Origin of the sequence: Martinezella lusitana, assembly GCF_016901135.1 — a bacterium.
Classification (GTDB): Bacteria; Pseudomonadota; Alphaproteobacteria; order Rhizobiales; family Rhizobiaceae; genus Rhizobium; species Rhizobium lusitanum_D.
The window spans coordinates 67376-83723 of record NZ_JAFEVL010000025.1 but is presented as its reverse complement, the minus strand read 5'-3'; the positions used below and the strand labels follow the sequence as shown (position 1 = coordinate 83723).

Genomic DNA, 16348 nt, shown 5'->3' with positions numbered 1-16348 from the left:
GAAGGCAGACAGGCTTATGACGTCAGCCCGGCGCCCGGTTGCTCCTCGCCACAATCTTGCTTTGACCGCCAGCGCACTGTTGGCGGTAATTTTTGCGATATCGCCTGCAGCTGCCCAAACGCCGAATGACGACTTCGCGCGCCGGCAGGCGCAGGAGGCCGAGCAGCAGCGTCTGGAGACCTTGGGCCGGATGACGCCAAAGCCTGCGCAGGCCGAGGCTCAGCAACCAGCAATACCCGGCCAGAAGGCTGGCCCGTGCTTCGCCATCACTCATGTCGAGGTCGAGGGAGTGAAGCAGTTTCCGGCCGCTGCCATCAACAAGGTCACCGCATCTTATGCGAACCGCTGCGTCGGCGTTGGCGAGATCAACGGGCTGCTGCGCGACCTGACGCATCTCTACCTCGACAAAGGCTTTGTCACCTCGCGTGTCTATGTGCCGGCCCAAGATATCGCCGGAACGAAGACGCTGCGGCTAGTCGCCGTCGAAGGCACGCTCTCCGACATCTACATCAACGGCAAGCCGGCCCCTGGCTCCGGCATGCTGGCGACTGCCTTTCCCGGCATGAAGGGCCAGATCACCAATCTGCGTGATATCGAACAGGGCCTCGACCAGATCAACCGCCTGTCATCCAACAACGCCAAGACGGCCATGCTGCCGGGCAAGACGGACGGCACATCGATCCTCAACATCGAGAACAAGCCGGACCACCCCTGGCATCTCTCCTTCGGCAACAGTAATCTCGGCCAGGAACAGACGGGATATTCCAAGTCCTCGGCCACGGTCGGCTATGACAGCCTGTTCGGCATCAACGATCAATGGAACTTTTCCTACGAGCATAGCGGCCCGGATTATCCGTGGCGCGACGATGGTCTGGGCAAGAGCAACAGCTATTCCGGCAATGTCAGCGTACCCTATGGCTACTGGACATTGTCGCTGAACGGCTCCTGGTATGGCTATGACAGCTCGGTTCCGGGCAATTTCGGAACGCTGGATACATCAGGCAATTCAAAGCAGCTGGGAATTGGTGCCGACCGGGTGCTCTTCCGCGACAAGGATTCGATCACCACTCTCAACACTGGCCTGACCTACAAGGAAACCAACAATTTCCTGCTCGGCAACCGTATCGAGGTTGGCAGTCGCAAATATACGGCAGGAGATCTCGGCCTTTCCCATTCCCGCCGCATGCTGGGAGGGCTTTGGGTCTTCGACCTCTCCTACAGCCAGGGACTTAATCTCTTCGACGCCGTTGCACCTGGCGATGCCGGGGCAGGCGACGCCGATCCTCGCTTCTCCAAGTTCAGCGGCACGATCACCGTAACGCGGCCGCTCGAGCTTGCCGAACAGCGCTTCGAGATCAATTCGATTGTCACCGGGCAATATTCCCCCGACAATCTGTTTGGAGCCGAGCAGATCTCGCTTGGCGGCTATTCCACGGTTCGCGGCACGCGCGAGACCATGCTTTACGGTAATAACGGCTTCTTCGTCCGCAACGATCTGGTCTGGCGTACGCAGCCTTTCGCCGACAACGCAGAGCTTGCCAGGATCTTCGGCGAATTCCGGCCCTATGTCGGCCTTGATTACGGACGGATCGCACGCCAAGCGCGCTATCGCATCGATGGCGGCGACATGTTCGGCTGGACGGCTGGCGCCAAGCTCGCCGGCGGCCATGTCAATTTCGATATCGGCTATTCGGACATATTGGGCGGCACGGTCGACCGGCACGACGCCGGGCTGCTGTTCGTCAGTACATCGGTGAAGTGGTGAATCAGAAGGTGATCAAGATGAAAAACAGTAATAAAAAGTTGCATCGCGGCGCGATCAGGGCTCTGCTTGTTGCTACTCTTATAGGTTCCGCTGTCGGAGCCGGATGCACGACGCAAGATCCACGCCTCACCGCAGCGCTTGCTACAGCCAGTATAGCCGATGTCCGCATAGAAGCGGCGCCCGATCTGAGGATGGGATCACCTCTATTGAACGGTGACACGCGTGAATCCCAGGTCGCACTTGTGTCGCGCGTCCTGCAGCAAAGACTTGCACAGGACCTCAAGGGCTATCCAGGGGGTAAAATTCCCGCGAGGTTGATTGTTACCCTTCATGACCTGGACGTGACGTCGGCTCCCGGCAGGATTATCGCAGGTAACAATAGTTTTATCGATGGAACCGTCCGCCTGGAGGACATGCGCACCGGAAAATTGATCGCGCAGGCTCAGGAGATACGGGCCAACGATATGACAGTCCGCGGTGATGGACTAGCTCTCATTCCTGCGATGGTCATCAATGCGGCTGTCACGCCTAATCAAACCGCAGTGGCAACCCAATTGGCCGAAACGTTCATGAAGCAGGTGAAGACGTGGCTGACGCCGCGAAAGTACCCGCGATGAATCATCCGTGATGCGTGTCTCTCCGCATTGCCGATAGCAATTGGTGTAAAATTCACGCGGCCTTTACCAAACCAACGCGAACATCCCCAAGTTTTCTCTCCGTATCCGTGTAGAGATTGACGTTGGCCGACAAGTCGATCAAGAAAATTCAATAATATGAGCCGCATGACGCGGCCTGGGCGAGGTGAGATGTAGGCTACATGTTCCGGCGAGAGCCGCGGACGTAGCCCGACCTCAAAAGGGCGAGAGCGTATTGTGGGCAAACATCTAGGGCAGTGGTCTGGCAGATCGTTCAAAGAGCGGATCGCCTTGCAGTCGCCCGCAGGCGACTTTGTTCATCGGCTAGCGCGCCTTGCTCACAAGGTGCTTGCCCTGACGCTGAGCAGCCTCCTGGTATTGCAGCCGGTGATTGCCAACGCCCAGTCCGTCTCCGCGAGCACTACAGCGCCCGCCGCCAATCAGCCGGGTGTCGGCGCTGCGCCGAATGGCGTGCCGCTGATCGACATCGTCACGCCGAATTCGTCGGGCCTGTCTCACAACAAATATGATAATTTTAATGTCGGCACGCAGGGCCTGATCCTCAACAACTTCAAAGGCGAAGTCGGCACCTCCAATCTCGGCGGCGTTACGCCTGGCAATCCGAACTTTAACAGTTCCAGCCCAGCCTCGGTTATCCTCAACGAAGTAACCAGTTCCAATCGCTCGGCACTCAACGGTCCCACCGAAGTCTTTGGTGGTCGCGCCGATGTCATCATAGCGAATCCAAGCGGAATTACCTGTAACGGTTGTGGCTTCATCAATACGCCGCATGCGACGCTGACGACTGGCGTTCCCAATATCGGCGCCGATGGCAGCCTGACCGGGTTCACCGTCAATGGCGGCGATGTCACCTTCGAAGGGGCAGGCGGCAACTTCGCAGCTGCTCCCGGCGCTGTCGATCTCTTCGACGTCGTCTCGCGCCAGATCCACGTCAATGCACCGGTCTATGGCAAAACCATCCGGCTAACGGGCGGCGCCAGCAAATACGACTATGCCACCGGCGAGGCGACAGCGCTGACCGCCACTTCCGGTACGCCGGAATATGCAATCGACGGCTCGGCACTCGGCGCCATGCAGGCCGACCGCATCAAGATCGTCGTCACCGAGAAGGGCGCCGGCGTCAAGATGAGCGGCGACATGGCCGCCAATGCCGGTGAACTGTCGCTGTCGGCAGACGGCAAGATCTCGATCGGTAATGCCTCGGGCAGCCAGGGTGTGACCATCACCTCGAAGCAGAAGGTGACAGCCGCCAAGGTCAGTTCGAAGAGACAAGTCGCCGTCCAGGCCGATCAGGGTATCACCCTGCAGTCAGTCGCGGCCGACAGCGATATCGTGCTTGCAAGCGGTAGTGGGTTGCTCAGCGTCTCCGGGGAGGTAAATAGCGGTACGAGTGTGCAGATGAACTCCGGCGGCGGGATTGCCGCCGGTAGCGTGACCGCCGGTAATGGTGCGGCGACGCTTTCGACCTCGGCGGGCGATATCCGCATTGCAGGTGCCGCCAATAGCAATGGGGCGCTGACGGTCAATGCCACGGCCGGCTCTATCGCGGCCGGCTCGCTGCTGAGCAATAGCAATATCGGACTGACCGCAGGGCTGGATGTCGCGATTGCCGGTAATGTATTGGCGCAAGGCAATGTCAGCGCTACTGGCCGATCGATCTCCACCGGCATGGTTGTTTCAGGCATCAATATCGCCGCTACCAGCGCCGATCCCAATGGCAATGTCATGCTCGGCTCCGCCGGGAATCTCAGTCTGACGGCAACCGGGGGTAATATTACCACCGGCAATCTGCTATCGGCTGGAAGCCTGAGCGCAAGTGCCACCGGCAACATGACGGCCGGGAACATCCAGTCTGCCGGCAATTTCACGGCGACCGCAACCTCGTTGACGGCCAGCAACATCACGTCGCATGGGGCGATCACCATCAGCGCATCGACCAACGCGAGCGGCCAGATCCTCGGCGCTGGCAATATCCTGATCTCCGGGGCTGCCATTCAGGCAAGCGCCATCGCCTCCGGCGTCGACTTTGCCGCCACCAATGCGGCTGGCGGCACTCTCGCTGTCGGTCCATCCGGCACGCTCGATTTGACCGCTACGACCGGCAATATCATTGTTGGTACGCTGCTGTCGGCTGGTGATCTGAATGCTCGGGCAGCACTGCTACAGGCAAACAATCTGACAGGTCACGGCAACGTCGGCATCGCTGGCGGCGTCAGTGTCGCCAACCAATTGCTCAGTGCCGGCAACATCACCATCGCTGGTAACGCCAATGGCGTGAATGCCGATCTTCTGGCTTCCGGTGTCGACTTTGCAGCGACCAAGTCGGCTGGCGGCAATATCGTACTGACGCAGAGCGGCGATCTCACTGTCAATGATGGCGCCGGTGGCATACGAGCCGGAACCGTGCTTGCGGCCGGCGCGATCAATGCCATCGGCCAGACCATCACCGCCGATACCATCACCGGCCATAAGAACATCACGCTTTCCGGCGCCACGACCGTTACGGGTCAGATCCTCGGTGCCGGCAATGTCAGCGTCTCCGGCCCGAGTATCGCGGCCGACGCCATCGTCTCGGGTGTCGATATCGCCGCCACCGATGCGGCTGGCGGGCGCATTACCCTTGGCCCGACGATAACGGGAACCGGCAATCTGACACTTGCGGCGTCGGGCTTGCTCAGCGCCGGCACGCTGTTGTCTGCAGGCAACCTTGATGCCAGGGGTGCGACCGTCACCGCCGGCAATGTCTCGTCGCATGGTGATCTGACGCTTAAGGGCGCCTCCAGCACGACGACCGCGAGCGGTCGCGTGGATGTAAGCGGCCAGATCCTTGGCGCCGGCAATGTCCTGATCACCGGCCAGAGCCTGTCGGCCAAGACGGTCGTCGCCGGCCTCGATTTCGATGCGACGAATGGGGCAGGGGGCAATATCGTTCTTGGCCAGGCCGGTGACCTGACGGTATCGGTCAACGGCGCCCTCGCTGCGCCGACCATCCAGGCAGCTGGTTCCATCGATGTAAAGGCCGGGAATATCTCTGCCGGCACCATTTCCGGCCACAAGAATATTGCTCTTTCCGGGACCACTGAAGTTGACGGTCAGATTCTCGGTGCAAATGACGTCAGCATCTCCGGCTCCAGCATCAAGGCCGGCGCCATCGTCTCAGGTGTCGACTTTGCCCGAACAGCCGCGGCCAACGGCAACATTGTCCTGACGACAAGCGGCAATCTCTCGCTGATCTCGGCGGGTAGCCTGACGGCCGGTACGCTTCTGTCGGCTGGTCAACTCAACGCCAATGGTGCAACCATCACCGCCGGCAACGTTACGGCCCACGGCGCTGTAACGCTCAATGGCGCAACCACTGTTAGCGGTCAGATCCTCGGCGCCGGCAATGTGCTGATCACCGGTCAGAGCCTTTCAGCCCAGACCCTCGTCGCCGGCATCGATTTTGACGCTACCAATGCTTCCGGTGGTAATATTGTTCTCGGCCAGGCCGGTGATTTGACTGTGTCGGTCAACGGTGCGGTCGCGGCGCCGACCATACAGGCAGCCGGCGTCATTGATATCAGTGGCGCGTCGGTCGCCGCCGATGCGATCACCGGCCATAAGGACGTTACTCTTTCCGGCACGGCTGCCGCCGGCGTGGATGTTACTCGTCAAGTGCTTGGTGGCGGTAACATCGGCATCTCCGGCGCGAGCATCAAGGCTGGGACCGTCGTCTCCGGCGTCGATTTCGTCGGCACCGCCGCCGCCAATGGCAGCATCGTTCAGACGGCTGGCGGCGATGTTTCGTTGACCTCTTCGGGCAATATCGATGCTGGCACGCTGCTCTCGGCTGGCGATCTTAGTGCTGCGGGTTCGACCGTCAGCGCCGACAGCGCCACGGCACATGGTGATATCACGCTCGATGGCGCGATCGGCATCAGTGGCCAGATTCTTGGCGCCGGCAATGTGCTGATTACGGGCCAGAGCCTGTCTGCGCAAACCGTCGTCTCCGGCATTGACTTCGACGCCACCAATACCTCGGGCGGCAATATCGTTCTCGGCCAGGCCGGTGATCTGACCGTGTCAGTGAACGGCGCCGTTTCGGCGCCGACCCTGCAGGCAGCCGGCATTATCGACGTCAGCGGCGCGTCCATCACCGCCGACGCGATCACCGGCCATGAGGATATCACCCTTTCCGGTGCCACGACCGTTAATCGCCAGATCCTGGGTGGAGGCGATGTCAACATCTCCGGGCCAAGTATCAAGGCTGGGACCATCGTCTCCGGTGTCGATTTCGCGGCAACCGCGGCGGCCAACGGAAACATCGTCCAGTCGACAAGCGGGAATCTGACGCTCGCTTCGACCGGTTCAGTCGACACCGGTACGCTGCTGTCGGCCGGCACGCTTTCGGCCAGGGGCACGACTATGACCGCCGATGCCGTCACGGCGCACGGCGCCATCACGCTCGATGGCGCGACCACCGTTGCCGGTCAAATTCTCGGCGCCGGCAATGTGCTGATCACCGGTCAAAGCCTGTCTGCGCAGACGGTCGTCTCTGGCATCGACTTCGACGCCACCAATTCGTCTAGCGGCAATATCGTTCTTGGCCGGGCTGGCGATTTGACAGTCTCGGTCAGCGGCGGTGCGGCGGCTTCAAAACTGCAGGCAGCCGGCGCCATCGATGTTAGCGGGACGTCGATCACCGCAGATGCGATTACCGGTCACAAGGACATCACCCTTTCCAGCACGGCTGCCGGCGGCGTTGATGTCAGCGGCCAGATTCTCGGTGGCAACGATGTTGCCATTTCGGGCCAGAGCATGACGGCCGGCACCATCGTCTCCGGTGTCGACTTTGCCAGAACAGCGGCCGCCAATGGCAACATCGTCCAGACAACAAGCGGTGACGTTTCGCTGATCTCCACGGGCGATATCACCGTCGGCACGCTGCTGTCGGCCGGCGATCTCAGTGCCGAGGGCGCCAATCTCAAGGCGGCCAGCTTGACCGCCCATGGCGACACTGACCTCAAGGCCAGCGGCACTGGCGCAAGCGGTCGCGTTGACATCAGCGGCCAGGTGCTATCGGCCGGCGATCTCGCGATCAACGCAAACAGCCTCAACGCCGGCCTCCTCGTTTCCGGCGTCGATTTTGACGCGACCGAGGCGAACGGCGGCAATATCAAGCTTGCCAATTCCGGCGCCACGGACCTCACCGTCTCCGGTAACATCGCTGCCGGCACGATCCTGTCGGCCGGCGATGTCACGGCGAAGGCGGCCAATCTCACGGCCGATAGCATCACCAGTCACGGCAAAGTCGGTATTGTTGGTAATGTCGATGTGAACAATCAGATCCTTGCGGGCGACAATCTCACCATCAGTAGCGGCAACATCACCGCGCCCATTCTGATCTCCGGCATCGACTTTGCCGCTACCAACGCTGCTGGCGGCAATATCGTGCTGGGTTCGTCCGGCAGCACGAATCTGACCGCCTCCGGCAATATCGCCGGAGGAACGATCCTTTCTGCCGGTGATCTCACGGCAAAGGCGGCGGATCTCACCGCCGACAGCATCACGAGCCATGGAAAGGTCGGCATCACCGGAGACGTCGCTGTCTCCAATCAGATCCTCTCCGCGAGCAACCTCACCATTAACGGCGGTAGCATCAGCGCACCAACGCTGATCTCCGGCATCGACTTTGCCGCCACCAATGCCGCCGGTGGCAGCATCGTGCTGGGGCGGACCGGCGACATGACGCTTGCAGCGTCCACGAAGCTATCCGCGCAGACCATGCTGGTGGCAGGCTCGATCGATGCGCAAGCCGCGACCATAACAGCCAACGCCGTTACAGCGCATGGCGACATCACCCTTGCCGGCACGAGCAGCGTCAATGTCACGGGCCTGCTCCTCGGCGGCAGCGACGTCTCGCTCTCCGGCCCGACCGTCCAGCTTGGCCAGGCCATCAGCGGTGTGGACTTCGCCGCCACCGCTCAATCGTCAAACGGCGCCATCGCGCTCAAAGCAAGCGGCGATCTCGACATCAATGCAGGAAGCGCCACCTCCGGTACGCTGATTGTTGCCGGTAATCTCAATGCAGCGGCAAGTGCGTTCACTGCGAGCAACATCACAAGCCACGGCGCAGTCTCGATCGGTTCGTCTACCAGTCCTGGCGCGGTCAAGATCAACGGCCAGCTCCTTGGTGCAAGCGGTGTCTCGATCACCGGCTCTGCTATCAGCGGCAATGTCATCGCGGCGGGGGTCGATTTTGCGGCGACGGACCAATCGGGGACCGGTAATGTCATCCTTGGCCAGACTGGCAACCTCTCGCTCAGCGCCACGGCCGGCGATATCGCGTTTAACAGCCTGCTCGCTGCGGGGACCATCACCGCCAACGCAGCAAACAATGTCAGTGCCAATGCCGTCGCCCATGGCGACCTGGCCATCAGCGCCGGCAACGCCATTACGCTCAAGGGTCAATCGCTCGGTACCGGCAACGTCAACCTCAACGCCCGGTCGATCAATATCGATACGCTGGTATCCGGCGTAGATTTCGCCGCCACCAAGGCTTCATCGACCGGCGGCCTGATGCTGCGGCGTGCGGGCACGATGACATTGTCGGCCTCGAACGGCAGCATCAATGCCAATTCTCTGCTCTCAGGCGGCAATCTTTCCGCCACGGCCACGCAAAACATCGGCTATTCCAGCCTGCAGAGCCTAGGCAACGCCGCCCTCACGGCGCCCGGCAGCATCGCCTATACCAGCACCACCCGTGTCGGCGGCAATTTTACGCTTAACACCGGTGCGCTGGATCTGTCCGGCGCCAGAGGCAGCAATCTCGCCGGCGGTGGCACGCTGATCGTCAACGCATCATCGGCCAACCTCTCGGGCAGCACTCTCATCTTCGGCGGCCTGGCCCTCAATCTCTCCGGTAGCGCCGATCTCTCCAACGCGCAAATCAGCACCGTCACCAATGCCGGTGGCTCCGGCGATATCGCCATCTCGGCCGCCGGTGGTCTCACGACGAACGCCAATACCGAGCTGCTCGCGGCGCATGACCTGACACTGACCTTGCCGTCGTTCATCAATGCCGGCCAGCTCGCCGCCGGCAATGATCTCGTTTTGCGCACCACAGGCGACCTGAACAACACCTCTTCCGGCCTCGTCTTCACCCGCAATAACGCAAATCTATTCGTCGGCGGTGTCCTTACCAATGACCGGGGTGCCATCTTCGCGCAGAACGATCTCTCCATCCAGGGAGCCGCAGCGGGACAGCGCAACGGCGGCGTCACCAACATCTCCGGTCTCATCCAGGCCGGCGGGGATATGTCGATCCTGACCAGCAATCTGACCAACAGGCGGTCAACCACGCCGACATGGACAACCGGCGTACTGGTATCCTCCGGCGGTGTCGTCGGCACCTTCGTGCTCAATCCCGCCGTGGCAGGTCAACCGTTCGCCTATATGGAAACGAGCGACCAGAACATGTTCCAGCTTTATCCCGGCATCGATCCGCCGTTGTGGCAGGACTACCAGCCCCTGCTTTGGTCTACGGCGACGCTCGCGGACGGCACTTCCTACCATGCCTGGACCTGGACCTCCGCCAACGGACCGACAGCAGTCCGGCCGATCTATGACTGGATCCTGGCGAGAGTGCCGAAGGACGGCAACGGCACTCCAGTCCTCGACCCCAACAATCCGTCGAAGTATTTCATCGTTGATGAGGTGAGAAGAGGCGGCATCGCGGACACCAGCACGACGTACACATGGGATCCGACCGCCAATATCAGCCAGTCGATCTATGACGACCAGTTCACCAGCGCGCTCAGCCCGGAAGCGGTCATCCGTGCCGGCGGCACTGTCAATATCGATGCCACCAACCTCAACAATTCCTACAGCTCGATCGAAGCCGGCGGCAATGCCACGCTGAAGGGCGGGGTGTTGAACAATGAAGGTGTCGCGCTGCGCCGCACGACCATGCTGACCTGCAATGCCCAAAGCGCCTGCACGGCTTACAATGCCGACGGCACGGCCGATCCGTCACGCGACATGGCCAATGGAACCTCGATCGTCTCGAGCTCGCAGGTGATCGGCGGCGCGGCAGGCAACATCAAGGCTGCCGGCGCACTCACTCTCGGGTTCGGTACGATCAATAATACGTCCGCCTCCGGATCCGTGTCGGGAGGGACCGGCGTTGCGTCCTTGAGCAATCCTGGGAACCCACTCTCGGCACTTGGCAGCATGACGGCGGGCGGCGCCCTGTTCGATGTCAACGCAACACTTGCGGGTGTAGCCGCCAACGGCGGCGCAAACGTTGGCAGCGGCCCGTCAATTGGCGGTGGTAGCCCGACGCTTGGTGGTGGTCCGGCAATCAGCGGCAACGGCCTGACGGCCGCAGGTGGCGCCTCCGTCAATGGCAACGGCCTGACAGTGGCCGGCGGCACCGTGGTCGGCGGCAATGGCTTGACCGCAGATGGCGGGGCGTCGATCAATGGTGGCAGTCTGGCGGCAGCCGGCGGTGCCTCGGTCAATCCGAACAGCCTTATCGGCAAACTCATTATCGCCATCGGCAACAGCGGCAATCTTGCCCTGGTTCTGCAAGTGAACGGCGCTCAACTCGCCTCGCTTGCCAAGCCGCAATCGGGTGGCGTCGGCGGCACGATCCCCGGCCAGGTCTTACTGTTGGAGACCCGAGCTGCCTTCCTCGACGTCTCCAAATTCTATGGTTCGGGATATTTCATCGACAGGGTCGGCTATACGCCCGAGACCAAGGTTCCCTTCCTGGGCGACGCCTATTTCGACAATCAGCTCGTCGATACGCAATTGCGCCAGCTCGTCGGCGATGGTCTGGGCAGTGGTTCGTTCATCCCCGGCAACAATGCTACCGATCAGATGAAGACGCTGCTCGACAATGGCGTTGCCTATGCGCAAGCACACGGTCTTGCCCTCGGTCAGGCACTCACACCGGAACAGGCGGCGTCGCTCACCGAGTCCATCGTGATCTACCAGAGCCAGACCATCGATGGCGCGCAAGTGCTGGTGCCGGCCGTCTATCTCTCGGCTGCGGACCGGGCGAAGATCAACAGTGCCGGCGCCTTGATTGCGGGTAACACGGTCAGTGTGGATGTTGGCAGCCTCAACAACTCCGGCGCCATCGCCGCAGCTGGCGGCATGACCATCAACGCCACCGACATCAAGGCCAACGGCGGCACATTCCTTGCCGGCGGCAACATGAACCTGAATGCCTCGAACGGCATCACGCTCGCCGCGCAGACGATGAACATCGGCGGCCAGTCGGTCGTCGCCTCCAGCGGTGGAATAACAGCCGGTGGTGGCCTGAAGGTCGATGCCGGCGCCGGCAGCTTGACGCTTGCCGGCTCGAAGATTGCCGCGGGCGGCTCGGCACAGCTCTCCGGCCAGACCATCACCCTTGCAACAGCAAAGGTCGACAATGGTGGTGCGACCACGGCGGGCGGCCAGCAAAATGCCACGGGAACGCGCATCACGGCTGGCGGCAATCTTGCCATCACCGGCAACACCGACGTCAATATCATAGGCTCCTCCGCCAAATCGGGCGGCGTCCTCAACGTCACAGCCACGAGCGGTGCGGTCAACATCGTCTCCACGGACGTCGCCCGGCGGACCGACGATGGCTACACCAAGACCACAGGCACCGACCAGCAAGCCTCACAGCTGACAGCCGGCGGCAATCTGCTCGTCAATGGCAATACCGGTGTCCTGATCTCGGGTTCGGATCTGTCGGCCAAGGGCGATGTCGGCCTGACCTCGAACGGTGACATCAACATCACCACGTCGCAAAGCCAGTCGAATTCGACATTCGGCAAGGGCTCCTCGTCTTCAACAACCCATACCGGCTCCGATATCACCGCGGGTGGCGATATCGTCGCCAAGTCTGGCGCTGACATCAACGTCATCGGCAGCAGCATGGCGGCCGATGGTTCGGTTGGCCTGCAGGCGAAGGACGATGTCACGATCGCCCAAGCGACCGACGCCTATACGCTCAACACCAACAGCAGCACCAAGAAGAGCGGCTTCTTTGGCTCGACAAAGACGAACGCCTCCGGCCATCTGGAGACCACCACAGCGGCCGGCTCGTCGATCTCCGGCAAGGATGGCGTAACCATCATCTCCGGCGGCGACACCACCGTTTCCGCCTCAAGCGTCGCGGCCGGCGACGCCACGCATACATCCGATCTCAACATCCAGACCGGCGGCAACCTGATTGCTACCGCCGGCAAGGACACCGAGACAGAGCATGACAGCTCGAAGAGCAAGGGCTTTCTGCGCAGCGGTACTTACAGCTATGACGGTTACAATGAGACCACCGCCGGTTCGACGCTTTCCGCCTCGGGCGACGTCAATCTCGATGCCGGCAAGGCGGCCGTCATTGCCGGTTCGAAGGTGGATGCTGATGGCTCCATCAACGTCTCCGGTGACAGCGTCGCTGTGATCGGAGCGCAGGAGGATCACCAGTCCGACAGCAAGCGCAAGGATTCCGGCCTGTTCGTTGGCTCCGGCGGCGGTTTCATCTCGCTCGTCGGTAAGAACGAAAAGCAGGGCCAGCAAGCCTCGACGGACAATGTCGGCTCTTCGCTTTCAGCGGGCGAGGACGTCAATCTGACGGCCCGCAAGACCGACCTCAACATCATGGGCTCTACGGTCACAGCTGACCGCGATATCAACCTGTCGGTCGAACGCGATGTCAACGTCACGCCGGGGGCGGAAAGCTCGTCGCAATCCGAGCAGCAGAAGAAGTCCGGCTTCGGCCTGGCCCTCTCCGTTGGCAATGGCGGCTTCTCCGTCGGCATCGGCGCGCAGTCGACCAAGGACAGCACGGCGCAGCAGTCCGATACCAACGCTGTGTCGACACTGTCCGCCGGACGTGATCTCAACATCTCGGCAGGCAACAATGTCAACCTGCAGGCGACCAGCGCTTCGGCCGAGCGCGACGTCAATCTCTTCGCCAAGAATGACATCAATCTCCTGTCGGCCAACGACGTCACCAACTACCAGGAGGTACATGAAAAGACCTTTACCGGCGTGACCTTCGCGGCCTCGAGCAAGGCGGTGGCCGCCGGCGAAAGCATCATGAACTCGGCTGAGCGGCTGTCGGATGCCGGCGGGGTCAATGCGGTGACCAACACCGCCATTGCCGGCCTCGGCTTTTATCAAGGCTACAAGGACCTGAAGGAGGCTTATAATCAACTCACCAGCACGGATCCCTCCAACAAGACGGGCCTCGGCTTCTCGCTATCGCTGACGGCGGGCGTCAACCATCAGGAAAGCCAATCGTCGTCGTCCTCCTCGTCGCCTGTCGTTACCGACATCCGCGCTGGCCGCTCCATCACCATGGAGGCTCAGAATGGCAGCATCACCAGCGACGGCGCGCAGATCAGCGCCGGTTACGACAAATACGGCCTGCCGGTCATCTCCAACGACCCGTTGACCGGTGATATTTTCCTGTCGGCCGAAAACGGCAACATCAACCTGAATGCCGCGACCGGTTCCTCGAATACGTCGAGTGAGAACTCCTCCTATAGCGTCGGCGTCGGTTTGAGCTGGGATTGCGGCACGAAATCGGGCTGTGGTGCGCCCGGCGTTACCGCCAGCGCCTCCTATGGCGATGGCAGTGCCGGCACAACGGGGGTCACGCACTATAACACTCACGTCAACGGCACCGGCGATGTCACCATCGTCACCAACGACTTGGCCCTGAAGGGTGCGACTGTCACCGGCAACTCTGTCACCGCCGACGTCAAGAATCTGACGATCGAGAGCCTGGTGGATACGGCAACCGCCAAGGCCAATCAGCTCAATGTCTCGGGTTCGGTGGGCACGAATGGCTTCAGCGTTTCCGGCGTGACCCAGAAAGCGACCGGCGATGCTGTCGTCGTCTCGGAACAATCCGGCATTCATGCCGGCAGTGGCGGCCTTGACCTGACGGTCGACAAGCAGACATCGCTCATCGGTGGCCTGATCACCAGCGAGGCGACGGCGGACAAGAACCATTTTGAAACCGGCACGCTGACGGTCGCCGACATCGATACCCATTCGACCTGGAAGGCCGACACCTATGGCGGCTCGATCGGCACCAGCGGCCTTTCCATCGCTCCGCCGGTCAAGGCCGGCGAGAACAAGACCGGCCAGGCGCTCTCGGCCATCGGTGGCAACATCGGCATCACCATCACCGATCCGGCGCACCAGCTTCAGGACATCGGCACGATCCGCCGCGATACGGAGAACACCAACACCTCGCTGCCCAGCTTGCCGGACCTGCAGAACATCCTGCGCGAGCAATACAAGACGCAGGCTGATCTGCAGGCTGCTCAAGCCACCATGGCGGGGCTGGTGGCGGATATTGCCAATAATCTGATGTTGAATGCCACGACGCAGGCTCAGAAGGACTTCTGGGGCGAGGGTGGAGCTGGCCGCGCGGTATTGCATGCGATTGGCGGTGGCATCCTTGGCGGCGTCAACGATCTGTCTGGCGCCATCCGGGGAGCGCTTGGCGGCGCTACCTCGACACTACTATCCCCTGCCATCGCCGAACTCGTTGATGGCATGCTCAAGGGCACCAAGTACGAAGGAACCGAAGAGGGTAAACAACTTGCCGACCTGATCGGCCAAAGTCTATCAGCGGCGGCGGCCGGGGCTGTCGGCGGCGGCGAAGGCGCAGCTTACGGAGCGGCCAACTACAAATACAATTATCTAGCCGACGAGGATCTTTTTAAAGCGGTCAAAGCTCTGAAGAAGGCCGAAGCATGCCAGTCGGATTGTGCGGAGGAGTGGGCGGCGGTCAGAAGCTTCCAAGAAAAATCACTGCAGAACGACATAACTTTGGTGGCGGTCTGCAAGGCCAACTCCGCATCGGATGCCTGCCAATCGATGGTGAAGGACCTTCTGGCATACGCCGCGCGGCTTGATCGGGCGGGTATCGATGTTTTCCCCGAGATCGATCCAGGACAAAACCCAGTTGATCTGAACTTCGATGCCGAAACTCTTTCGCAGATGACTGCGGGCAAAGGGTCGGTCTATCTAGATGTGATCCTCGCCCGTTATCTAGCGGATGCCACCAAAACCGGAGCATCCATTCCCGATGCGATTGATGGTGCGATGGCGCAGGTTAATCGCACCAACGCGGGTCAAGCAGCCATGCTCGAAATGGCTGCCATGGTTGGAGTGAGGGCCATATGTAACCTCGGCGCCCCGGCCTGCTGGGCGGCAGTGGCGGCCGCGGTGAATAGCGCCAACCATCTTGTGGGCTATACGGAAACGCTCATCACTGGCAAGGAGGCCCAAACACTCCTCGTCTCCGCTCTGACCATGCTCAATGTTTCCGAGAAAGACGCCCAAAAGTATCAGGCCGCTCTCGATGCAGGGCTCATCGTGGCCAACTTTGTTACTGCTGGCAGCAAAGTGGTGGGTATCCGCTTCGCTGTCAGGAACGGAGCCGATGATAGTATCCGGGCTGCGTTCGAGGGGCTTCAGATTGACGCGGATACCGGGAAGCTCATGAAAGAGATTATCCCAGTCACGTCAGAAGGAACTGCTAATGCCGCTACTGGTGCTAGATTAAGTCTGGATTTGCAAACAACCCAGAAAGCAAACGAGGTTGTTGAAAGCTTGAAAACTACCGGCCAACTACCAAGCAATTATGTTACCAAGACTCAAGCCGAGCAGCTTGGCTGGGCACGAGGTAAGGCACTAAACAACTACCTTCCTGATGGTCAAATCGGGGGGGATATTTTTGAGAACACGTCGAATGTTCTTCCTTCCGCACCAGGAAGAGCTTGGTACGAGGCAGACATCGGGGTGGACAGCACAATGAGCCGCAAGAACAGCGCTGGGACCAGACTTGTATATTCTAGTGATGGACTGCTGTATGTAACGAACGACCACTACGATACTGTAACTCCTATCGGAACCTGGAAATAGG

Annotated in this window: 3 protein-coding genes; all 3 read left to right on the top strand. The window is 60.8% G+C overall.

Annotated features, from left to right (window positions below; translation table 11 throughout):
- The first annotated feature begins 16 nt into the window (after positions 1 to 16).
- Positions 17 to 1765: a ShlB/FhaC/HecB family hemolysin secretion/activation protein gene (locus JTP94_RS10755; protein ID WP_204850478.1), complete on the top strand. Its 1749-nt coding sequence runs from the start codon at positions 17 to 19 to the stop codon at positions 1763 to 1765.
- Positions 1762 to 2382: a hypothetical protein gene (locus tag JTP94_RS10750; RefSeq protein ID WP_312038149.1), complete on the top strand. Its 621-nt coding sequence runs from the start codon at positions 1762 to 1764 to the stop codon at positions 2380 to 2382. The genes JTP94_RS10755 and JTP94_RS10750 overlap by 4 nt, the downstream gene beginning before the upstream one ends.
- Positions 2383 to 2691: 309 nt before the next feature.
- Entirely contained in the window at positions 2692 to 16347 is a 13656-nt protein-coding gene (locus JTP94_RS35440) for a hemagglutinin repeat-containing protein (protein WP_246754814.1), read from the top strand.
- Position 16348 lies beyond the last annotated feature (1 nt).